At 71.2% G+C, this 23,002-nt stretch carries 17 protein-coding genes; 7 read left to right on the top strand and 10 right to left on the bottom strand.

Annotation, left to right across the window (positions count from 1 at the left end; all coding sequences use genetic code 11):
• The first annotated feature begins 125 nt into the window (after positions 1–125).
• The 3 genes from cofD (at position 126) to ETD85_RS21725 (ending at position 3,263) form a co-directional block, all read left to right on the top strand.
• A complete protein-coding gene (cofD, locus tag ETD85_RS21735) occupies positions 126–1,064 on the top strand; it encodes a 2-phospho-L-lactate transferase (RefSeq protein WP_138691590.1) in 939 nt (312 codons plus the stop codon).
• A 68-nt stretch (positions 1,065–1,132) separates the two neighbouring features.
• Entirely contained in the window at positions 1,133–2,428 is a 1,296-nt protein-coding gene (locus ETD85_RS21730) for a coenzyme F420-0:L-glutamate ligase (protein ID WP_240779291.1), read from the top strand.
• 91 nt (positions 2,429–2,519) lie between these two features.
• Entirely contained in the window at positions 2,520–3,263 is a 744-nt protein-coding gene (locus ETD85_RS21725) for a lytic polysaccharide monooxygenase (protein WP_138691588.1), read from the top strand.
• 84 nt (positions 3,264–3,347) lie between these two features.
• On the opposite strand, the gene ETD85_RS21720 is transcribed toward ETD85_RS21725, so the two are convergent.
• The 7 genes from ETD85_RS21720 to ETD85_RS21690 all read right to left on the bottom strand — a co-directional run bounded on the left by ETD85_RS21720 (position 3,348) and on the right by ETD85_RS21690 (position 12,880).
• On the bottom strand, positions 3,348–5,093 hold the full coding sequence (locus ETD85_RS21720; protein WP_240779290.1) for a substrate-binding and VWA domain-containing protein: 1,746 nt from the start codon (positions 5,091–5,093) through the stop codon (positions 3,348–3,350).
• Between the two features lie 84 nt (positions 5,094–5,177).
• Entirely contained in the window at positions 5,178–7,730 is a 2,553-nt protein-coding gene (locus ETD85_RS21715; protein WP_138691587.1) for a bifunctional FO biosynthesis protein CofGH, read from the bottom strand.
• 52 nt (positions 7,731–7,782) lie between these two features.
• Positions 7,783–8,736 carry a DNA-3-methyladenine glycosylase family protein gene (locus tag ETD85_RS21710; protein WP_338087163.1) on the bottom strand — a complete coding sequence of 318 codons (954 nt, stop codon included), beginning with the start codon at positions 8,734–8,736 and terminating at the stop codon, positions 7,783–7,785.
• A gap of 45 nt (positions 8,737–8,781) precedes the next feature.
• Positions 8,782–9,861 (bottom strand): mannose-1-phosphate guanylyltransferase, encoded by a 1,080-nt coding sequence (gene manB / locus ETD85_RS21705; protein WP_240779289.1) that lies wholly within the window; start codon positions 9,859–9,861, stop codon positions 8,782–8,784.
• A gap of 32 nt (positions 9,862–9,893) precedes the next feature.
• Positions 9,894–11,009 (bottom strand): glycosyltransferase family 4 protein, encoded by a 1,116-nt coding sequence (locus tag ETD85_RS21700; RefSeq protein ID WP_138691585.1) that lies wholly within the window; start codon positions 11,007–11,009, stop codon positions 9,894–9,896.
• 93 nt (positions 11,010–11,102) lie between these two features.
• On the bottom strand, positions 11,103–12,026 hold the full coding sequence (locus tag ETD85_RS21695) for a lysylphosphatidylglycerol synthase domain-containing protein (RefSeq protein ID WP_240779288.1): 924 nt from the start codon (positions 12,024–12,026) through the stop codon (positions 11,103–11,105).
• A 26-nt stretch (positions 12,027–12,052) separates the two neighbouring features.
• Entirely contained in the window at positions 12,053–12,880 is an 828-nt protein-coding gene (locus ETD85_RS21690) for a class I SAM-dependent methyltransferase (protein WP_138691584.1), read from the bottom strand.
• Between the two features lie 128 nt (positions 12,881–13,008).
• Between ETD85_RS21690 and ETD85_RS21685 the strand changes: the two genes are divergently transcribed.
• The gene (locus tag ETD85_RS21685; protein WP_138691583.1) at positions 13,009–13,968 is read left to right on the top strand and encodes a lysylphosphatidylglycerol synthase transmembrane domain-containing protein; all 960 of its coding nucleotides are present in this window, start codon (positions 13,009–13,011) and stop codon (positions 13,966–13,968) included.
• On the opposite strand, the gene ETD85_RS21680 is transcribed toward ETD85_RS21685, so the two are convergent.
• From ETD85_RS21680 to ETD85_RS21670, 3 genes are all read right to left on the bottom strand, one after another.
• On the bottom strand, positions 13,869–14,930 hold the full coding sequence (locus ETD85_RS21680; RefSeq protein ID WP_138691582.1) for a glycosyltransferase family 4 protein: 1,062 nt from the start codon (positions 14,928–14,930) through the stop codon (positions 13,869–13,871). The genes ETD85_RS21685 and ETD85_RS21680 overlap by 100 nt on opposite strands.
• 2 nt (positions 14,931–14,932) lie before the next feature.
• Positions 14,933–15,862, bottom strand: coding sequence for a glycosyltransferase family 2 protein (locus ETD85_RS21675; protein ID WP_138691581.1), 930 nt, complete (start codon positions 15,860–15,862; stop codon positions 14,933–14,935).
• A gap of 117 nt (positions 15,863–15,979) precedes the next feature.
• Complete coding sequence (locus ETD85_RS21670) at positions 15,980–17,998, bottom strand: glycosyltransferase family 39 protein (RefSeq protein ID WP_138691580.1); 2,019 nt, start codon at positions 17,996–17,998, stop codon at positions 15,980–15,982.
• A 128-nt stretch (positions 17,999–18,126) separates the two neighbouring features.
• Between ETD85_RS21670 and ETD85_RS21665 the strand changes: the two genes are divergently transcribed.
• From ETD85_RS21665 to ETD85_RS21655, 3 genes are all read left to right on the top strand, one after another.
• Positions 18,127–19,701 carry a hypothetical protein gene (locus ETD85_RS21665; protein WP_240779287.1) on the top strand — a complete coding sequence of 525 codons (1,575 nt, stop codon included), beginning with the start codon at positions 18,127–18,129 and terminating at the stop codon, positions 19,699–19,701.
• A 144-nt stretch (positions 19,702–19,845) separates the two neighbouring features.
• The gene (locus ETD85_RS21660; RefSeq protein ID WP_138691579.1) at positions 19,846–21,483 is read left to right on the top strand and encodes an LCP family protein; all 1,638 of its coding nucleotides are present in this window, start codon (positions 19,846–19,848) and stop codon (positions 21,481–21,483) included.
• Between the two features lie 175 nt (positions 21,484–21,658).
• On the top strand, positions 21,659–22,906 hold the full coding sequence (locus ETD85_RS21655) for an acyltransferase family protein (RefSeq protein WP_170246783.1): 1,248 nt from the start codon (positions 21,659–21,661) through the stop codon (positions 22,904–22,906).
• Positions 22,907–23,002 lie beyond the last annotated feature (96 nt).

Below are 23,002 nucleotides of genomic sequence, written 5' to 3'. Positions count from 1 at the left end.
TCGGCGGAAGTCCCAAGAACCTCATACATCTCAATTAGCCCCGTACCAGGAAGTACACCCATACCAAGGTAGAGAAAACCACTCCCGAGACAGGGTTGTCAGAGCCCGATGGAAGACTGGGCCGCATGCACATCGTGTCCCTCGCCGGCGGCATCGGCGGCGCCCGTTTCCTGCGTGGCCTGCGCCTGGCGGCGCCAGAGTCCTCCATCACCGTGATCGGCAACACCGGTGACGACATCACCCTGTTCGGCCTGCGGGTCTGCCCCGACCTCGACACGGTGATGTACACCCTGGGCAACGGCATCGACGAGGAGCAGGGCTGGGGGCGCGCCAAGGAGTCCCACGTCGTCAAGGAGGAGCTGGCGGCCTACGGCGTCGAGCCGCAGTGGTTCGGGCTCGGCGACCGCGACTTCGCCACCCACATCGTCCGCTCGCAGATGCTGGAGGCGGGCTACCCGCTCTCCCAGATCACGCAGGCGCTGTGCACGCGCTGGCAGCCGGGCGTGCGGCTGCTGCCCATGACCGACGACCGCTGCGAGACCCACGTCGTGATCGAGGACGAGCAGGGCAAGCGCGCCATCCACTTCCAGGAGTGGTGGGTGCGCCTGCGCGCCTCGGTCCCCGCGCAGTCGTTCGCGCTGGTGGGGGCCGACACGGCCAAGCCCGCGCCGGGCGTGCTGGAGGCGATCGAGCAGGCCGACGTGGTCATCCTGCCGCCGTCCAACCCGGTCGTGAGCATCGGCACGATCTTGCAGGTGCCCGGCATCCGCGCGGCCCTGCTTCCCAAGACCGTGGTCGGCGTCTCGCCGATCATCGGCGGCGCGCCCGTGCGCGGCATGGCCGACGCCTGCCTGACGGCCATCGGGGTGGAGACGACGGCGCAGGCCGTCCTCGACCTGTACGGCTCCGACCTGATCGACGGCTGGCTGGTGGCCGAGGAGGACGAGGGCGTCGCGCTCGACGGCGTCCGCGTGCTCGCCCGCCCGATCCTCATGCACGACGCGGAAGCCGCCGCCGCCATCGCCGCCACCACCCTCGACCTCGCCCTGGAGCTCTCCCGATGACCGCATCCGACCGCCCCGCAGACCACGCAGAGCGCGCGGAGCACGCACAGCACGGAGAGCGCGCAGCCGTGCCCCGGGACGCAGAGCGCGCAGCCGTGCCGAGCCGCGTCGAGGTGATCGCCGTCGAGGGCATCGGCGAGGTGCGGCCGGGCGACGACGTGGCGGCGCTGCTCCAGGACGCCGGCCTGCGCGACGGCGACATCGTGGTCGTCACCTCCAAGATCGTGAGCAAGGCCGAGGGCCGCGTCCGCCAGGCGCCCGACCGCGTCCAGGCGATCGAGGACGAGAGCGAGCGCGTGGTCGCCAGGCGCGGCGACACCGTGATCTCCCAGACCCGCCACGGCTTCGTCATGGCCGCCGCCGGGGTCGACGCCTCCAACACCGAGCCCGGCACGGTGCTGCTGCTGCCGGAGGACCCCGACGCCTCGGCCGAGCGCATCAGGAAGGGCCTGCCGGCGCGGACAGGCGTGATCGTCTCCGACACGTTCGGCCGCCCGTGGCGCAACGGCCTCACCGACGTGGCCATCGGCGTGGCGGGCATGCGGCCGCTCGACGACTTCCGCGGCTCCTCCGACGGCTACGGCAACGCGCTCAACGCCACCGTCACGGCGCTGGCCGACGAGATCGCGGGCGCGGCCGAGCTGGTCAAGGGCAAACTCTCCGGGGTCCCCGTGGCGATCGTGCGCGGGCTGGCCCACCTCGTCACCGACGACGCGGGGCCGGGTGTCCGGCCGCTGGTCAGGGCGGCCGACGACGACCTGTTCCGCTTCGGGTCGCGAGACGTCGTGTTCGCCCGCCGGACGATCAGGGAGTTCTCCGACCGGCCCGTCGATTCGGAGGCCGTGCGCCGGGCGGTGGCGGCGGGGATCGCCGCGCCCGCGCCGCACCACACGACCCCGTGGCGGTTCGTGCTGGTGGAGTCGCCGGAGACCAGGACGAAGCTGCTCGACGCCATGCGCGAGGCGTGGATCGAGGACCTGCGCGGCGACGGGTTCACCGAGCAGTCGATCGCCAAGCGGGTCAAGCGCGGCGACGTGCTGCGCAACGCCCCCTACCTGGTGGTGCCGTGCCTGGTGATGGAGGGCTCCCACACCTACCGCGACGAGCGGCGCAACGCCTCGGAGCGCGAGATGTTCATCGTCGCGACCGGCGCGGGCGTGGAGAACTTCCTGATCCAGCTCGCCGTCGAGGGGCTCGGCTCGGCGTGGGTGTCGTCCACGATGTTCTGCCGTCCGGTGGTCCGCGAAGTGCTGGATCTGCCCGGATCATGGGATCCGATGGGCTGCGTGGCGGTCGGGCACGCCGCCGCGCCGCCGCGGGACCGCGCGCCCCGCGATCCGAAGGACTTCATCCTCACGCGCTGACCGGGTTTCCAAACCGCGGTCAGCCGACCGTTTACCGTTAGGAAAGTTTCCTTTACATTTGGACCATCCCCCCATGTAAAGGAGCCACTTCATGAGAAGGACTCTCACGTTAGTCGCCGTGGTGGTGATCGGCGTCGCCACGACGCTGTTCAACACCACTCCGGCGTTCGCGCACGGCTACGTCAACTCGCCCCCGAGCAGGCAGGCCAACTGCGCCCAGGGCAAGGTCCCCAACTGCGGCAACATCATCTACGAGCCGCAGAGCGTGGAAGGCCCCAAGGGGCTGCGTAACTGTCACGCCAACCTCGGGCAGTTCGCCCAGCTGAGCGACGAGAGCAAGCCGTGGCCCGTCGCGTCGGTGGGCACCACGGTGACCTTCACCTGGACGTTCACCGCCAGGCACGCCACGCTCAACTACGAGTACTACATCGGCAACACCCGGGTGGCCGTGTTCAACGGCAACGGACAGCAGCCGCCGGCGACCCTCTCCCACACGGTCAACTTCTCCGGCTACTCCGGCCGGCAGAAGGTCCTGGCGATCTGGAACATCTCCGACACCACCAACGCCTTCTACTCCTGCATCGACCTGAACATCGGCGGCGGTGGCGGCAACCCGACCCCGACCCCGACGCCGACCCCGACCGTCACCCCGACGCCGACCCCGACGCCGACGGTGACCCCGACCACGCCCTCGGGCACGTGGAAGGCCGGCACCACCTACGCGACCGGCAGCACCGTGACCTACAACGGCTCCACCTACCGGTGCCTCCAGGGCCACACCGCCATCGCCGGCTGGGAGCCGCCCAACGTCCCGGCCCTGTGGCAGAAGGTCTGATCGAACCCAGCAGGTCTGATCGAAAGCCGAAAGTCTGATCGAACGCAGTCGAAGGGGGCGCTCCGGCGCCCCCTTTTTCTGTGCTCAGGCCGTGGGCTTGCAGGTGGGATGGCACAGCCGGCGGGCCAGCGCCGCGAGGAAGACGTCGATGATCTCGCCCGGCTCCTGGGCCTCGTGCAGGGAGCCGTTCGTGGCCGCGGTGATCTGGGACAGGCTCGCCCGGTCCACGCCCTTGCCGAAGGCGATGATGACGATCTGGACGGGCTTGTCCGGGTTCCACTCGCGCCGGAGATGGTTCAGGAGCTGCGTCAGGTTCGAGCCCTTGCCGTCGTCGCGGCCCGCCGTGATCACCAGCAGCGAGTTGTTCATCTCCTCGCGGTAGTCGCTCGTGACCTCGCGAAAGCCGCTGAGTATCGCGTCGTAGAGCGAGCTGTCCCGCTTGGGATGGGCGGTGATCGTGCTGGTCAGCTCGTCGAGACGGCTGCGCCGGATCACCTGTCCGCTGGCCGGCTCGTTGATCGGGCCGAGCCCGACCCGCTCCTGGTAGCCCTTGATCCGCCCCAGCCGGTCGGCGAACTCCCACATGCCCATGTGCGTGGAGTCGGGGAAGAGCTGCAGCCCGATCTTGGCCGCGTCCAGCGCCACCCTGACCCTGGTGCTGCCGTTCATCGACTCGGCCATGTGCTTGGAGGTGTCGGCCAGCACGAGGATGTTCGTCGGCGGGGCCAGCCTGCTCCAGGCCCGCAGCGCCTCGTCGATGTCCTGCGGCGAGACCGACGGCCGGGTCTTCGGGGCCGCGGACGGGATCTGCGGCCCCGGCGAGATCGGGCCCTGGGTGCCGTCTCCGGACCGGAAGCCCGCCCGCCGGATCACCTCCTGGGCCTGCGCGTCGGTCAGCCAGCCGGCGAAGAGCGTGGACGCCTCGGCGACCGTCGGGTCAGTGGCGGTGACGACGTAGGGGTAGTCGAGGTTGATCGTGCCCTCGCGCGGGTGCAGCGCGACCACCGGGTCGGGCGAGGGCCGCAGGTTGTGGTCCCACACCGACTGCTCGGGGACGATGACGACCGGGCGCTGCCAGAAGGTGTGGTCGTCGACCGCGGCCAGCATGCTGCGGTAGTCGGGCGCCGAGCCCGCCTGCGCCCAGCGGACGAACGCGGTCAGCGCCTTGTCCGCCTCCGGGCCCGTGCCGACGACGTCCCTGGCGGCGGCCACGGTCGCGATGCCCGCTCCGGCCAGCGACGGGTCGGGGACGCGTACGACGTCGGGCTCGTTCGCGTTGGGCGTGAGCCGCCCGCGCACGGTCGGCGGGAAGACCATCCGCCAGTTCATCTCGGTCTTGCCCACGGAGAAGCGCTGGGCCAGCGACGAGCGGGTCGCGAAGACCAGCGGCGACGTGGCCACCACGCTCTCCCCGGCCGGCAGCGCGCTCGCGCCCTGCTGGCGGGCCAGCCTGATCCAGGCCGACGAGTCCGCGATCCACCCGTCGGGCCGCTCGCGCAGCACCCCCGCCCGGTCGCCGATCAGCGTGCGGAGGACGGTGGCCGGCGGCTGCTCGGTCACCTGCACCAGCACGCACCGGCCGCCCACCGACGTCTTCGTCTCGTTGAAGCGCCCGGCGGCCTCCATGACCGCCGGCGCCACGTCCGTCGCGGCCGCCACGCCGACCAGAACAGGCTCTCGTGTGGTGCACAGCGTGGCGCCGCCGCCGAACACCACGACCAGGGTGGCCGCGACCACGGCCACGGCCGTGAGCCCCGCCAGCATGCCGCGCTGGAGCGCCTTCCTGCGTCGCTGCTCGGGGGACAGCGCGGCGCGGTGCCGACCCAACACCACGATGAACCTCTCTCCCAGGGGAGTGATGATTCTTCCAGCGCCTCCCATGGCGGGCGCAAGTCTTGTTAGAACATGTTATAACTACGCCATCGGCAGCACCCTGCGGACGCTCTGGCAGACGCCGTCGCTGGCCTCGGAGGCCCGCAGCCGCTCGGCGCTCGGCGTCCCGTACTCGGTGGTGCGCTGCCTGACCGGCCGGCCGGTGACCTCGACCATCTCGCGCAGCTCGCTGATGGTCTTGTAGGAGCCGTTCTCCGAGCCCGCCATCCTGCTGATGGTCTCCTCCATCAGCGTGCCGCCGAGGTCGTTGACGCCGCCCTGGAGCACCTGGCGGCACAGGTCGTCGCGGAGCTTCACCCAGGAGCACTGGATGTTGCCGATCGCGCCGTGCAGCAGGATCCGGGCCAGCGCGTGCACGGCCCGGTTCTCCTGCGCGGTCGGCCCGGGCCTGGCGATGCCGGCCAGGTAGATGGGCGCGCTGGTGTGCACGAAGGGCAGCAGCACGAACTCGGAGAACCCGCCGGTCTTCTCCTGGAGGCTCCTGATCAGCTTGATGTGCTTCACCCAGTGCAGGTGGTTGTCGACGTGCCCGTACATCATCGTGGACGTCGTGGGGATGCCCACCTCGTGGGCGGTGGTGATGACGTCGATCCACTCGCCGGCCGGCAGCTTGCCCTTGGTCAGCACCCAGCGCACGTCGTCGTCGAGGATCTCCGCCGCCGTGCCGGGCAGCGAGTCCACGCCTGCCTCCTTGGCCGCCTCCAGCCAGTCGCGGATGGAGAGGTTCGTCCGGCTCGCCCCGTTGATGACCTCCATCGGGGAGAACGCGTGCACATGCATGTCCGGCGTCCTGGCCTTCACGGCCTTGGCGATGTCGAAGTAGGCGGTGCCGGGCAGGTCGGGGTGGATGCCGCCCTGCATGCACACCTCGGTCGCGCCCGACTCCCACGCCTCCTGCGCGCGGTCGGCCACCTGGTCCAGGCTCAGCGTGTACGCGTCCGCGTCGGTCCTGCGCTGGGCGAAGGCGCAGAAGCGGCAGCCCGTGTAGCAGACGTTGGTGAAGTTGATGTTCCGGTTGACCACGTAGGTGACCTCGTCGCCCGCCGCCTGGCGCCTGAGGTCGTCGGCGATGGCGGCCAGCTCGTCGAGCGCCTCCCCCTCCGCCCCGAGCAGCGCGACGGCCTCGGCGTCGGTCAGGCCCGCCGGGTCGGCCTCGGCCCGCCTGAGCGCCTGGCGGATGTCGCCGGGGATCACGCCGGCCGTCTGGGGCAGGCGGTCGCGCAGGGCCTCCCAGTCGCCGTAGACGTTGTCGAAGTCGTCGCGCCGGTCGTGCGTGCGCCCCGAGGTGTCCACCTCGACGTGCAGGTCCACCCGGCCCGACGCCGTGAACCCGCCGTCGGGCTCCTGCCACGGCAGCCCCTTCGGCAGGGCGTCCGCGCGGGCCAGGCCGGTGCCGGGGTCGGCCAGGGCGGACACGTGCGCCATCAGGCGGGGGTCCAGCCAGGGCTCGCCGGCCAGGACGTACTCGGGATAGATGGTCAGCCGCTCCCGCAGCTGGAAGCCGGCCTCGGCGGTACGGGCCGCGAGGTCGTCGATCTGCGGCCAGGGCCGCTCCGGGTTCACGTGGTCGGGGGTCAGCGGCGACACCCCGCCCCAGTCGTCGATCCCCGCGCGGATCATCAGCTCGTACTCGGCGTCCACCAGGTTGGGCGGGGCCTGCACGCGTACGCGAGGGCCGAGGACCAGGCGCGAGACCGCGATGGTGGCGGCGAGCTCCTGGAGGTCGGCGTCCGGCAGCCCGCGCATGGCGGTGTCCGGCTTGGCGCGGAAGTTCTGGACGATGACCTCCTGGATCCCGCCGTACTCGCGCGCCACCCGCCGGATGGCGAAGATCGACTCGGCCCGGTCGGTCACGGTCTCGCCGATGCCGATCAGGATGCCGGTGGTGAACGGCACGTTCGTCCGCCCGGCGTCCTCCAGGACGCGCAGCCGGACGGCCGGGTCCTTGTCCGGCGAGCCGTAGTGGGCCTGCCCCTTCTCCTCGAACAACCGCCGCGACGTCGTCTCCAGCATCATCCCCATGGACGGCGACACGGGCTTGAGCCGCTGCAGGTCACGCCAGCTCAGCACGCCCGGGTTGAGGTGCGGCAGCAACCCGGTCTCCTCCAGCACCCTGACCGCCATGGCCCGCACATAGGACAACGTGTCGTCATAGCCGTGCGCGTCCAGCCACTCCCTGGCCTGGTGCCAGCGGTCCTCCGGCCGGTCCCCCAGCGTGAACAACGCCTCCTTGCACCCCATCGCCGCACCCTGCCGGGCGATCTCCAGCACCTCGTCAGGGCTCAGAAAGGGCGAGTCCAGCTTGTGCGGCGCGGTCGCGAACGTGCAGTAGCCGCACCGGTCACGACACAGCCGGGTCAACGGGATGAACACTTTCTTGCTGTAGGTGATGACCCCTTCGCGGCCGGCCGCCTTCAGCCCGGCGTCACGGACGCGGGAGGCGTGTTCGAGCAGAGCGTCAAGGTGCTCACCGCGCGCGTGCAGCAGGACGGTCGCCTCGGTGACGTCGAGGGTCTTGCCGTCGCGGGCACGGGCGAGAGCACGGCGGAGCGCGGAATCGCTGACGAGATTCATACAGGCACACTACGACGGGCTGAGTTCACCACGCGCACCCAGGTGGCGTGAGTCAGAAGGCCCGGTAGTCGCGGGCGGGCATCCTGGGCCCCCGCGCGGGCGGGCGCAGCCCCGTGAGCCAGACGAGGACCGTCGCCCGATGCCGATGCCCTTGGTACGGCTCCAGCAGCCGCAGCATCCCGGCGTCGTCGGTCTTCTCCCCGGTGAGCGCGTAGCCGACCAGCTTGGCCAGGTGGAAGTCGCCGACGCTGACGGCGTCGGGGTCGCCGAACGCCCGCTGGCGCACCTCGGCCGAGGTCCACACGCCGATCCCCGGCAGCGCCCGCAGCAGCCGGTCGAGCTCCTGCGTGGTCGCGGCGGCCTCCAGCTTGTCCGCGTGCCAGGCGGCGTTCGCGATGGTGCGGGCGCGCACGGCCTCCGCGCCCGCGCGATGCCAGTGCCAGGTCGGGATCTGCCGCCACACCACGGGCTCGGGGACGACCCGCATCCCCTCGGGCGCCGGCCCCGGCGCGGGCTCGCCGTAGTGGCTCAGCAGCCACCGCCAGGCCCGCCACGCCTCGCGGCCGACCACCTTCTGCTCCAGCACCGCCGGCACGAGAGCCTCCATGACCCGGCCCGTCCTGCCGATGCGCAGCCCGGGATGTCTCCGCACGGCCTCCGCCAGGACGTCGTGGCGGACGCTGAACCCGGACGGGTCGTCGAGAGCCCCGAGCATCGCCGGCATGGACTCCAGCGCCCACTCCGCCCCCGGTCCCCACGCCTGCCCGTGCACGGCCCCGGCCTCGACGCTCACCCTGAGCGTGGCCGGGCCGCCGGGTGTCCTGGAGGTGCGCCAGACGGCGCCGTCGCCGGTCTGGCGCCAGGTGGGGTCGCCGCTGCCGCGCTTGTGCGGGGCCAGCGCCAGCCCGGCGTCCAGCGGGCCGTCGGGCACCCACGCGCGACGGAGGCACCGGTGCCGCTGGTCGCGTGCCCTCGCGGGGACTTCGTCACCACCCTTGCCCAGCACAATGAGACTTTACCGGGCCTCCGGGACCGGCCGCCGCCGCCGTCGTCAGACGTCGCTGGAGTAGCGCATCGCTCGTTCGGGGAGCTCGATGCCCGGCCAGATGCGCACGCCGTTCTGCAGCTCGTTGCCCGGCCCCACGATGGCGCCGTCGCCGATCACCGCGTCGCGCACCACCGTGCCCGCGCAGACCCGCGCTCCCTTGCCGACCACGGAGTCCGTCACGCTGGCGCCGGACTCGATGACGCAGTCGTCGGTCAGCACCGAGCCCACCACCGTGGCCCCGGACTGCACGACGACCCGCGCGCCCACCGCGGTGCCGCCCTGGACCTTGGCCTCCGGCGAGATGCTGGCCCCTTCGAGCGCCAGGTATTCGCCCGTGGCCCCGGGCAGCGCGGGCGAGGACAGCCGCCCGAGCACCAGGTCACGCGAGCCCTGCACGTAGGCGGCGGGAGTGCCGACGTCGAGCCAGTAGGTGCGGTCGCCGTAGCCGAGGACCAGCTCCCCCGACTCGATCAGCCCGGGGAACGTCTCCCGCTCCACCGACACGACCTCGTCGCGCGGGATCTGGTCGATCACCGACCGGGTGAAGACGTAGCAGCCGGCGTTGATCCGGTTGGTCACCGGATTGGGCGTCTTCTCCAGGAACGCCGTCACGCGTCCCGTCTCGTCGGTCGGCACGCAGCCGAACCGGGAGGGGTCGTCGACCTCGGTCAGATGGAGCGTTACAGCGGCCTGCCGGGCGCGATGGGTGCGCACCTGATCGCCGATGTCATGGCCGGAGAGGATGTCGCCGTTCAGGATGAGCACCGGATCGGACGGCCCCGCCGTGAGCGCCTCCGCGGCGTTGCGGATCGCGCCGCCCGTGCCGAGCGGGGTCTCCTCGGTCATGTATTCGAGCGAGAGCCCGAACGCCGACCCGTTGCCGAAGGCGGGCTCGAACATCGACGCCTTGTACGAGGTCGCGAACACGATCCGGCGGACGCCGAAGGATCGGGCGCGGGCCAGCTGGTGGGCCAGGAACGGCACCCCAGCGGTTGGCAGCAGCGGCTTGGGCGTGCCCAGTGTCAGCGGACGCAGGCGGGTGCCCTGCCCCCCGACCAGGAGGATCGCCTCGAGGTCTGGCAAAGAGCTCTCCATCACTCCGTGAGGTTACCGAACTATTCGATCGCGCGTTGATAAGAGCTGAGATGCGCCTCGGCCGAGGCTTCCCACGTGAACTCGCGGGCTCTCGCCAGCCCCGCCTCCTGCAGCTGGTGCCTGCGCTCGGAGGAGGCCAGCAGCTCGCCGAGCGCCGTGGCGATGCTGCCGGCGTCCGGCTCGGTGTAGGCGACCGCGTCCCCGCCCACTTCGGGCAGCGAGGAGCGGTAGGTGGTCAGTACGGGGGCGCCGCAGGCCATGGCCTCCAGCACCGGCAGCCCGAACCCCTCGCCACGCGAGGGGAAGGCCACCACGAGCGCGCCGCCGAGGAACCCCGGCAGGTCGGGCGCGCGCAGGTAGCCGGGCCGCACCACCTTGACGGTGGCCTCGACCTCCCGGCAGGCGGCGTCCACGTCGGCCTCGTGCACGCCCCCGCCGATCACCAGCGCGGGCGGCTTCTCCAGCCGCTTCACCGCGGCGGCGAACCCGCGGATGAGGTTGGGCACGTTCTTGCGCGGGTCGAGCGCGCCCAGGAACGCCACGTACGGCTGGCCGTGCAGCCCGCATCTCATCGCGGCCCGCCGGATCTCCTCCTCGCTCGGCGGATGGAACTGCGCCAGGTCCACACCGTGGTAGGCGACGTCGATCCGGGTGGGATCGGCGGCCAGCACGCGGATGAGCTCGTCCCTGGTCGCCTTGGACGGCACGATCACCCGCCGGGCATGGCGGACGGCGGTGCGCGTCGCGGAGCGGAAGAACGACGCCCGCGGGCTGAGCTGGTCGGGCTCGGTGAACCAGGTGGCGTCGTGAACGGTCACGACCGTCGGCAGGCCCGAGCTGAGCGGAATGGAGTAGTAGGGGGCGTGGATGACGTCGGCTCCGGCCTGGCGGGCCAGCAGCGGCAGGCTGCTCTGCTCCCAGGCGAGCCTGGCGGCCCTGTTGGTGATGGCGACGGGACCCGGGATGATCTGCGCGGAGGGCGCGAGCTGCCGGTACCGCTCGGCCTCCGAACGCTGGCAGACGACGGCGAGATCGGCTCCCGCCCGGTCGAGCCCCGCGACGAGCCCGTCCACGTACCTGATCAACGCGCCACGGTCCGCGGGGACCGCCGCCGCGTCGACGAGCACTCGAGGCATACGAAGATCTTCTCCCCTCAAGATCATCGTGGGACCTGGTGTCCCCCTCTGAAGTTCAGCTTATGACCAGCCTCCCCTAAATCGTGGGCCAAATCACACCGAGTCGCGACGCGCTGCGATTCCGGCCGCGCCTGCGCAGATCAGATCCCCCACGATGATGACGATGCGGGAGGAAAGTGCCACCGCGATCGCCGCGCCCGAGTCCAGCTGGGGCGCCAGGACCACGACCATGGCCGCCTCCCGCACGCCCGCGCCCGCCGGGATGACGAAGGTCAGGATGCCCAGGCACCACGACAGCGCGAAGGCGCCGACGGCGAAGACCAGGCCGCCCTGGGGAGCGACGAAGTAGAGGTGCACGCCGTAGGCGAGCCAGCCGGCCAGCGCCCAGCCAAGCGCCGTGAGCATGCCGCGCCGGGTCAGCGGGCGTTCGAGCGGCTCGCGCTTGAGCCTGCGCAGGACGTAGCCGATGACGGCGTTGATGACCTTGGGTTCGAGCAGGACCAGCAGCAGCGGGACGAACAGCAGCAGCCAGCCGTACCGGTCCCAGCCGAGCGTGACGACGCTGACGAGCAGGCCGGTGGCCAGCTGGATGGGCATCATCAGGAAGAACGCCGCGGCGCTCCGCGACCGCGGCACGCCGAGGTCGCGGCCCATCTCCATCTGGGCCAGCACGGGCCAGACGGCGCCGGGGATGTATTTGCCGAGCTGGCCCACGAAGAAGACCTTGGCCGCGGGCCTGAGCGGCAGCGGCGAGCCGAGATCGGCCAGCAGGGTGCGCCAGGTGAGCATGGCCCCCAGCAGCGCGGCGACCACCGCGGCCAGCGAGCCGGCCAGCGCCGGCAGCGACAGCCTGGCGAAGCCGGCCACCACGGCGTCCCACTGCCTGCCGACCGCCCACGCGCCGAACCCGAGCGCGACCGCCAGGAACGCGTACCTGACGAGTCTGCGCGCCGGTGACCGGCGCCTGGGCACGGCCTCGGCGGCGTCCCCAGGGCCCCCGGGGTCCGCTGGCTCCACTGGGTCCTCTCTGACGGCGTCCTGGCTCACAGCGGGCGTACCCGCTCGGGGGGCTGGGGCAGCGCGGCCCCCACGGGCCGCCGCGGGGTCTTGGTGGCCACCCACAGGTACGTCGGCACCACGGGCAGCAGCAGCCTGAGCACCTCGCGCGGCATCCTGGCCAGCACGCCCTTCACGACCCGCCCCAGCGCCCCTGGGAACAGCTCGGACCCGGCGAACTTGGTGGGCGTGGCCAGCACGGGGAAGGTGTAGTCCCACACGTGGAACGCCCGCAGCATCCTGCGCAGCCCGCGCCGCGTGCGGAAGCGCTCGTAGTAGTGGTCGGCCCGCCCGGACGCCCGCACGTAACGGTCGGCCAGCGCGGGCGGCAGGTAGGACAGGAACGGCAGCTTGTAGTGGGGCTCGATCACGCCCAGCCGGTTGCCCAGCCCGAGGTAGAGCACGCCGTCGTCGGACAGCACCCGGTGCATCTCCGCCACCACCGCGTCGGGGTCGACCACGTGCTCGTAGATGTGGTTGAACACCAGCACGTCGACCGAGCCGTCGGGGAAGGGCAGCGCCGTGCCGTCGCCGCACACGAACGCCACCCGCTCGCCGAACCGGTCGGCCGCCTTGCGCAGCCCCGGCACGTCGATGTCGATGCCCAGCGTGTGCGCGGCCCCCGCCTGCGCGAGCTCGTCGGCGATGAACCCGGCCGAGCAGCCCACGTCGCCCACGGTCAGCCCGTCGAGCGGCCCGTGGAAGTGCTCCAGCACCGCGATGATCTTCGCAGCCTTCCGCCTCCGCTTCTCCTCGTCGAGCATGGCGGACTGGAACTCCGAGTATTCGAGCTGCGCTACGCGTTGCTTACCCACGGGTCCCCACAGTACCGACCCTCGCGTCCATCCGGCGTCGAACGCCCTCGGGCAGGGTGGCCGGGGGCCGGGGCGCCCTTCTCGGCCGTCGTCTGGCTTACCCGGCGAACCACGCGTAGCCTGAGCCAATGCTCCGCCGCCTCCTGCGCGTCGTCCTCGCCCTGGTCGCACTCGGTTTCCTGGGCTACGGCCTGGCCCGCAACTGGGACGAGACCACGAGCGCCGTGGCCGCGATGTCGCCGTGGGCGGTGCTGGGGGCCTTCCTCGCGGTGCTGACCGGCCAGTTCTTCATGCTGGTGGCCTGGCGCGCGATCCTGGCGGGGCTCGGCACCCGGGTGCCGCTGCGGGTGGCCGGGCGGATCATGTTCGTGGGGCAGCTCGGCAAATACATCCCGGGCGCGGTCTGGGCGTACGCGGCGATGATGGACCTCGGCCGCGACCACGGCAGCCCGCCGCGGCGCACGTTCGCCACGATCTCGCTCGGGCTGGTGATCAACCTCGGGGTCGGCATCTCGATCGCCGCCGCGACCCTGAACTCGCTGGAGGCGGTGCGGCAGGCCTGGTACCTCGTGCTGCTCGTGCCGGTGATCATCGTGTGCCTGCATCCCAAGGTGCTCACCTGGGGTCTCAACCTGGCGCTACGCATCGCCCGCAAGGAGCCGCTGGAGACCGTGCTGCCGGGCCGGACGGTGATCGTCGCGGTGGCGTGGACCGCGCTCGGCTGGTTCGTGTACGGCCTGCACATCTGGCTGCTCGCGGGCCGGTGGGACCTCTACCTCGTCGCCACCGGCGCCTACGCGTTCGCGTGGTGCACCGGGATCCTCACCGTCGTGGTCCCCGCCGGGGTCGGCATCAGGGAGGGCGCGCTGGTGCTCGTGCTCGGCCCGATCGTCGGCACCCCCGTCGCGCTCGCGGTGGCGATCGTGTCACGGCTGGCGTTCACGCTGGCCGACGTGACGGCCGCGGGCATCTCGTTCCTGCTCGGCCGTCAGGCGGCCAGCAGCGCGCCCGCGTACGCCGACCAGAACGGCTCGGGATCGACCGCCTTGACGCCCGACCGCAACCTCTCCGGCTCGCCCGAGGCGTAGAACCGCTCGATCGCCTCCCTGAGCGCCCCGGCGTCGTCCGGCTCGACCAGCAGCCCGTCCACGCCGTCGGTGACGTGGTCGGCGAGCGCGCCGACCCGGGTCGCGATCACGGGGACGCCGTGCTCGTGGCCGAGCCAGACGTTCTGGCTGGCGGTCGCGTTCCGGTACGGCAGCACGAGCGCGTCGGCCGCGGCGAACAGCCCGGGCACGTCACCGGCCGCCACGTAGCCGGGCCGCAGCTCCACCCGGTCACCGAGCCCCAGCTCGGCGATCAGCGCCTTCGTCTCCTCCAGCCCGCCCCAGAACTCCCCGGCCACCGTCAGCCCGACCCCGTCCGGCAGGGCGCGCAGCAGCAGGTCCAGCCCTTTGTACGGCCGGACCATGCCGAAGAACAGCAGCCTGCGGTGCACCTGCGAGGACCGCTCCGCCGTGGTCGAAGGCAGGTGCGGCGGCAGCCCGGCCACGCGGACCGGCCTGGCCGTGAGCCCTCTGGCCAGCTCGGCCTGCGGCTCGGAGTGGGCCAGCACGCCGTCCACCCGCTTGAGCAGCGCCTTCATGAGCGGCTCGTCGTACGGCTTCCGCTCGTGCGGCAGCACGTTATGACAAAGCGCAACTGTCCTGACTTTTCGCCTTATCCCGTACAAAATCCCCAAATAGGCGGGGACCTGCACCGGGCTCAGCACCGCCAGCACCACCAGGTCGGCCGACCGCAACCGCCGCCCCGCCGACACCCACCCGCCCGGCCACCGCCAGTCGAGCCTGCGCACGACCTTCGGGAACGGCCTGCCCTCCGGTGCGGAGATCGTCTGCTGCCCCGGATAGAGGAACGACGGGTATTGCGCCCGCCACGACTCGATCACCACGTCGTGACCCTGGGCCGCGAGCCGGTGCGCCAGCTCGGTGGTGTGCTGCGCCCCGCCGCCTTTGTACGGATAGGCCGGCCCGACGATCGCGATCCGCAACGTCACTCTCCCCGCGAGCGCACGATCAGGTCGGCCAGCAACGCCACGGACCCGATCAGCAGCCCCGACAGGAAGATCATGACGGTGTTGGCCGGGAAGTAGAAGGGCTGCCGGATCATGTCCCAGACGCCCTTGACGAACCCGATGGACACCAGCCACAGCGCGGGCGGCATGAGCACCTTGAGCGGGTTGAAGTACATGATCATCCGCAGCACCTGCAGGATGTACCGGTAGGCGTCGGACACGAAGCTGAACTTCGACTTGCCGGCCCGCTTGGCGTAGCCGATCGGCAGGTAGTAGACGTCGTGCTGGTTCGACAGGAACGACAGCGTGATCGTCGTGACGCACGAGAACCCGGGCGGCAGCAGCCGCAGGTAGGGCTTGGCCACCGACTTGCGGAAGGCCCGCAGCCCGGAGTTGAGGTCGGGGATCTTCTGGCCGGCCAGCTTCTCGGCCACCTTGCGGATCACCCACTTGGCGGGCACCCGCAGCAGCTTGTGCGAGCCCTCCTCGCTGGTGCGCGCGCCGACGACCTGGTCGACCGTCAGATCCTTCTCCAGGATCTGCACCAGCTCGGGGATGCGCTCGTTGGGGTAGGTCATGTCGGCGTCGGTCCAGACGACGATCTCGCCCCTGGCCTCCTGCGTGCCGATCCGCCGCACGGTGCCCGAGCCGCCGTTGCGGTGGAAGGCGCGTACGCGCAGGTTCGGGTATTCGGGGGCGGCCTCTTCTAGCCTGGCCAGCGTGTCGTCGGTGGAGCAGTCGTCCACGGCCACGAGCTCGTAGGTGTAGCCGCTTGAGTCCATCGCCTTGGTGATGCGCTCAACCTCGTCGATGACGTGATCCTGCTCGTTGTAGCAGGGGAGGACGATCGTGACGTACGGCGCTTCTTCCACGGCAATTCCACTCTTGGGGGTCTCAAGCGTGCTCACGGGGGTCGAGGTTACTCTGCCCAACCGGAAGGCGAGTCCACATGACCTCATTGGGTGCTCCTGGTTCGGCACACTTTTCACCAGGGTCACACCACCGGACGGCGGCTCGCGAGCCGCTCAGGCCACCGCCATCCACACGTTGACTGTAAGCGACCACGTGCCGTTCGGCGCATCGACCAGCGAGCGCTCGTCCTGGCGGGTGACCAGCGCCATCACCCGCGTCGCCGGCCCGTACGGGGAGACCTGCCAGTCGTCGGCCGCCAGCACCACGGGGACGCGGCCCGCGCCGCGCACGCGGGCGATCAGGCGGCGGACCTCGCCCTCGGGCGCGGTGTCCACGTTGTTCTTTCTCGCCACCCTGGCCACGGGCAGGTCGCACATGCCGCGTACGACCGGGGCCAGGCGGTCGCCGGTGACCCGCTCGACGATCAGCACCGACGCGTCACGCGGGAGGCTCGCGCACATGGCCGCCACCGCCGCCGCCTCGCCCCGCTCGACCGGCGTGAACGCGGTGCCGATCGAGGTCACGGCCGCGGGGGCGACGACGAGCACGACCGCGAGCGGCAGCGCCCACCGCCGGACCCTGGGCCAGGATTCGCGGCGCCGGGCCAGGTCGCGCAGCCAGGCCAGCCCGTACATGGCGAGCAGGATCAGGCCGGGGATCACGATGGGCACCAGGCGGCGGGCGGCCCAGGGATGGTCGGGGGTGATCTCGGGCCGCAGCAGCGTGGTGACGGTCGTCCAGCCGACGACCGCGAGCGGCAGCAGCCACTCGAACGGGGTGCCGTCGCGCAGCAGCCGGCGCACCAGCACCGCCGCCGCGATCGTGGCCAGGACGACCACCGGGATGCCGACGTACCAGATCACCCAGTGCAGGGAGCTCTCGGAGTAGAGCCTGGTGCCGTCGATGGGCAGGCCGTTGGCGCGCTGGGTCTGCTCGATCATCTCGGCCGTGCGCCGGTCTTCCACGCTCGCGGGCACGCGGGTCACCGTCTGCATCCACGGGCGGGCGTACAGGGCGGCCATGAGCGCCACGACCAGCCCGGCCCCGGCGGCGGGCACCCAGGCCGGGAGCCGGATCCTGGCCAGCAGCGGGGCGGCGGCCGTGCCCGCGAGAGTGACGACGAGGACGCCCGCGCAGATGAGCAGCAGCGGCCGCACCGAGCCGGACAGGTACGCCAGATAGGGCCGGGCCAGCAGGTACGCCGCCAGCAGCCCGAGCCCCGCCCCGGCCAGCAGACCGGCCAGCAGCGGCGGCCCCAGCACGCCCTGCGGCCGGGCGAAGCGCCGCAGGGCGATCAGCAGCCCCGCGAACGCGAGCACCGGCAGCACGTCGCGCAGCCCGTCCACCCGGACCAGCACGGCCAGCCCGAACACCAGCCCCGCCAGCAGCCCGCGCCACCACGCCGTCCGGCGGCCGGAGTCAGCCAGCGCGTCGTGCGTCAGCGCCAGCCCGCCGAACAGCAGGATCAGCGACGGGATCTCGCTGAACGTGGTGCGCGAGGTGTAGAGGATCGGCAGGCTCACCGCGAACGCCGTCGCGGCGAGCACCGCCCACCGCGCCCCGGCCAGCCGCGCGACCACCCCGGCCAGCGTGAGCACGGCCAGCGCGCCCAGCACGGCCGGCACCAGGAAGGGGACGCCCAGCCAGTCTCCGGCCGCGAACAGCAGCGGCGGCCCCGGCATGAACTGCGGCGTCACCGCGCCGCCCACGTCGTAGAACCCGACGCCGTCGAAGACCAGCCAGGGATCGTCGCCGCCGAACGCCGCGACCTGGTCGGGGATGGGCAGCGAGCCGTGGCCGGCGATCCAGGCCGCGTACTGCGCGTAGGTGGCCGGATCGCGCCTGACCAGGAGCTGCTCGGAGTGCATGACGGCGTTGAACACGCCCGAGGCCGCCGCCACGGCCACGACTCCCCCGACCTGCCAGGTGGTGGCCTCGACCGCCTTGCCGAGGCGGCGCGTCCCCGCCCAGCACAGCAGCGCGGCGGCGGGCAGCCCGAGCAGCGTGGCCGGCAGGGGCGCGAACCGGCCGAGCAGCAGCAGCGGCAGCCCGGTCAGCAGCCAGCCCGCCACGGCGAGCGCGGGCGCCACCGAGAGCGCGGCGAGCACCCTGCCGGGTCGTTGGAGTTCCATCGGTGAGCGAGCGTATCCAACCCCGCGACCGCGAAGCCCGCGGCACGGCCGCCCCGCGACCCCGGGTAGCGTACGGATGTCCGCATCCGGCGGACGACCGCAGGTAGCGGAAGGTGCACCTACGCGGCGTGCTGGCGAAGCGAGGGGACGTGCGGGCGACGTCAGGGAATCCCGCGGGGACACGCGGCAGGCGGCGCATACGACGCACCTACGGGCAGGTCCTGTCCCGCGTCCTGCCGCGCGGGCTCGGGGACGCCCTGTCGCGCGGTCGCCGGGACCTGCCGGCCCTGCTCCGGGGCGGCTTCGCCGGTCGGCACAAATGGTTCCTGGCCGTCCTGGCCCTGGGCACGGCGCTGCGCGCCCTGGCGATGCTCGGCTACCGGCCCGCCCTGTGGTTCCCCGACACCTACACCTACGTCGTCACCGTCTTCAGGCCGCGCCCCGACCTGGTCCGCCCGGCCGGCTACTCGATGTTCCTCAAGCTGCTGGAGCCGTTCCACTCCTTCGGCCTGGTCACGGCCGTGCAGCACCTGCTCGGCCTGGCCACCGGCGTGCTGATCTACCGGGTCGCGCGCCGGGCGCCCAGGTGGCTGGCGACGCTGGCCACGGTGCCCGTGCTGCTCGACGCCTACCAGGTCGAGCTGGAGCATCTGCTGGTCTCCGACACGCTGTTCATGTTCCTGGTCGTGGCGGCCGTGGCGCTGTGCACGACGGCGCGGCCGTCCGCGGTCGTCGCGATCGGGCTGCTGCTCGCCGCCGCCACGCTGACCAGGACCGTCGGCCAGCCGCTGATCGTGGTGCTGGCCGCCTGGTTCGTGCTGCGCAGGCGGATCCGGCCGGCCGGGGTGCTGCTCGCCGCCGCGCTGGTGCCGATCCTGATCTACGGCGCCTGGTTCTACGCCACCTACCAGCGCGTCGGCCTCGTGGGCGCGAACGGCGCCTTCCTCTACGCCCGCACGATGTCGTTCGCCGACTGCGCCAAGATGGCCCCGCCCGCCGACCTGAAGGTCCTGTGCGACCCGCGCCCGCCCGAGGCGCGCCCGCCCTCGCAGGAGTACATCTGGGCCAAGGACGCCCCGCTGGTGCTGCTGCCCGGCATCACCTTCACCAAGGAGAACGACGACCTGGCCGCGAGGTTCGCCGCGCTGGCGATCGTCAAGCAGCCGCTCGACTACGCCGCCTCGGTGCTGACGGAGCTCGGCCGCGCGTTCGCCTGGGGACGGCCGGTCTATCCCGACCCGGAGATCTACGGCTACTACCAGTTCCCGGTGACGCCGCCCGGGCCGCCCGGCCGCTACCCCGCGCAGGTCGGCGCCGAATTTGCCAAGCGCTACGAGCGGGGCGCGATCGGCACGGAGATCGTCGAGCCCTACGCCGGATGGCTGCGGGCCTACCAGAGCGTGGTGCGGCTGCCCGGCCCGGTGCTCCTGGGGATCCTGCTGGTGCCGCCGCTGGCGGCCATCGCGCGCAGGCGCGGGCGAACGCGTCTCGCGGACGCTCCGGTCTGGCTGGTGCCCTGGTCGGTGGCCGTCGTGCTGCTGGTCACACCGGCCGCGGCGGCCGAGTTCGACTATCGGTACGTGTTGCCGGCCGTGCCCCTGGCCTGTTTGGCGGCGGCCCTCAGCATCAGGCCTGACGTGCCGAAACAGTCCGGCAGCCAGAAAGAGTTTGGCGATGATATTCCACCCAATGTCCGGCTCTGAGTATGCTGTGCCGCGAAAACATCACGCTCGGGTCACGACCCTTTGCCACGGTCATGACTCCGGGCACGCCGTACGTGACCTAGTCTCGTGGCGCGGAGCGACCAAGCCGGCGCGTCAGGCGCAAGAAGTGAGGCTGGGGGGCGTATGAGCGACTACAGGCGCGCGCCGGCGGTCAGTCCGGACAATGGTTACCGGTCAGCCCCGACGCAACCGGGCAGCAGGATGGCCCGCCGGGCGGCCGCCGCGACGGCTCCGCCCCCGCCGCCGGACGACCGGCCCCCACGCGGCCACCGCGGCGCAGGCGGCGGCCAGAACAAGATGCGCGTGCTCGCCTGGGTCAGCATCGGCGTCACCTCGCTCATGGTCGCGGGCGCGCTGACCGGCTACACCGTCTACCGCGACGCCTTCGGCAACATCACGCAGAAGGATGTCAAGAACGACATCATCAACCCGCGCCCCGCCGACACCGGCGCGCTCAACGTGCTGCTCGTCGGCTCCGACACGCGCGCGGGCGACGGCAACGCCAAATACGGCCAGAAGCAGTCCAGGGAAGCCAACGCGGGCGGCAAGCGCACCGACACGATCATCCTCATGCACATCTCCCCCAATCGCGACAAAGCCCGCCTGATCAGCTTCCCGCGCGACTCGATGGTGCAGATCCCCAAGTGCAAGAACGAGACCACCAAGCAGGAGATGCCACCGCGCCGGGACATGATCAACTCGGCGTACAACTCCGGCGGCATCGCCTGCACGATCTCCACCATCGAGACCCTCACCGACATCCGGGTCAACCACTTCGTCGAGGTCGACTTCAGCGGGTTCAAGAACATCGTGGACGCGCTCGGCGGCATCGAGATCTGCCTGAAGTCCGGCGTCAACGACAAGGCCTCCAAGCTGGTCCTGCCGCCGGGCAAGAGCCTGCTCAACGGTGAGAAGGCGCTGGGCTACGTACGCCTGCGCCACTACGGCGACAACAGCGACATCGGCCGCATCAAGCGCCAGCAGATCTTCCTCAGCAAGGTCGTGGCCAAGGCCACCAGCAGCGAGCTGCTCACCGACGTCGGCAAGCTGACGGACTTCATCGCCGCCGCGGCCGGGTCGGTCACCATGGACCCCGAGCTGGCCAACGACACCGAGCAGCTCATCCGGATCGCCACCAGCGCCAAGGAGCTGACGGCCAAGGGCGTCCAGTTCACCACGATCCCGTGGGGGCCCGACCCGCAGGACGAGAACCGCGTGGTCTGGAAGGAGCCGGACGCCACCGAGCTCTTCACCTCGATCAAGACCGACGTCGACGTCGCCACCCCCGCGCCGTCCGCCAGCGCGAGCGCCAAGCCCAAGGTCACCGTCAAGCCCGAGCAGGTCAGGGTCCAGGTGCTCAACGGCACGACCACGTTCGGCAAGGCCAGGGAGGTCGCCGACCAGCTCGCCAAGCAGGGCTTCAACGTCGTCGGCGTGGGCAACTACGCGGCCGGGGGCGGCAAGAGCCTGGCGAAGAGCGAGGTCCACTACGCCAAGACGATCACCGCGGCGCCCGACCACGCCGACACCCTGGCCGGGGCGGTCGTGCCCAAGCCCGCCCCCGCGGCCGGCAAGGTCACGGCGACCAACCCGCAGCCCTACACCACCTCGGTGACCACCGCCGGTGCTCCCCCGAAGGGCACTCCGGTGATCCAGCTCGTGGTGGGCGAGGACTTCGACTCGATCAAGGTGACCAAGCTCCCCGACAGCGTGGAGCGCAGCACGATCACCGCCTCGGAGCAGCGCAACGCCTGCACCTGAGCCTCCAAGTTCCCTGTGTAACCGGGCATTCTCGACTCGGTCAAGAGACAGGAGCCGTACGGCGGGATAGTGTGTTGGGGGTCGGCGACACAGCGCGACACGGTTCTGTAAGATCATCCGACGGTCGCGTTGTCGTCGTGATCCCCGGCCCCGAGCGAAGCTGAGCGACTCCCCTGTGTCTGACACCAGATTCTCCCCACCGGTCACGACCCCGCGTAGCCCTGAGGAGGACGGGGGGCCGGCGAACACCGAGGACGGAGGGCCCGCCAACACCGGAGCCCGGTGGCCGCTGCCGGAGGAGACCTTCTGGAGCGAGTCGACCGATCCCCACGGGGTCTCGCCCGGCGAGCTGACCGAGCCGCAGAAGGCCGTCAAGGACGAGCCGCCCCAGGCGCAGCCCGAGCCGCAGCAGCAGGCCGAGCCGCCCAAGCGCAAGCGCGACCCCTATCTCGACAACGTCAAGTTCGTCCTGATCGCGCTCGTCGTCGTGGGCCACTCGCTGGTGCCGACGCTCTCGGCCGACTCCTCCAGGGCCCTCTACATCTTCATCTACACCTTCCACATGCCGCTGTTCGTGCTGATCAGCGGCTACCTGTCGCGAAATTTCTGGAACTCCAACGCGAAGACCAACAAGCTGGTCGACACGTTCCTCGTCCCGTACGTGATCGTCGAGGTCGGCTACGCCGCACTCCGCTTCGGGCTGGGCCAGAAGTGGAGCCTGACGATCATCGACCCGGCGTGGCTCAACTGGTATCTGCTGGCGCTGCTGTTCTGGCGCCTGTCGACGCCGGTGTGGAAGCGGATGAAGCACCCCGTGCCGGTGGCCGTCGCGATCTACCTGTTCGCCGGGTTCTCGCAGATCGAGGGCGACTTCAGCATGGACCGCTTCTTCGGCCTCATGCCGTTCTTCGTCATCGGCCTGGTGATGCAGCCCGAGCACTTCGAGATGCTCAACCGGCGCTGGATCAAGATCGTCTCGGCGGTCACGATCCTCTGCGCGGCCGCCGTGGCCATCGTCATCGCGCCCAGGTCGCCGCTCGGCCCGTTCTACTTCAAGAGCAGCTTCCAGGACCTCGACCTGTCCTGGTGGATGGGTCTCGGCGTGCGCACCGGCCTGCTGGTGTGCGCGCTGGCGATGTGCTTCGCCGTGCTGGCGCTGGTGCCCAGGGGCGAGACGTGGTTCTCCGACCTCGGCACCCGCACGCTCTACTGCTACCTGCTGCACGGCATCCCCGTGCTGATCGCCAAGGATCAGGGCTGGCTGGAGCTCCCGTGGCTGCACGGGCCGCTCGGCGTGCTGGCGATCAGCTTCAGCTGCTTCGCGCTGGCCATCGTGCTGTGCCTGCCGGAGACGCGCACGGTCTTCAAGTGGGTCCTCGAGCCTCGCCTGACCTGGCTCTATCGCCGCCCCTCCCGAAGTTAAGCGGGCGTTCCTCCCGCATTAACGCCTTTGACCTGGTAGGCGCGGAGCATCGACACATGCGCGCATGTGTCGCCACGACCGTCCATCATCCAGAGG

Origin of the sequence: Nonomuraea zeae (genome assembly GCF_005889725.1) — a bacterium.
Lineage (GTDB): Bacteria > Actinomycetota > Actinomycetes > Streptosporangiales > Streptosporangiaceae > Nonomuraea > Nonomuraea zeae.
Note: the sequence above shows the minus strand (reverse complement) of the source record. Positions and strands in the feature narration are given on the sequence as shown.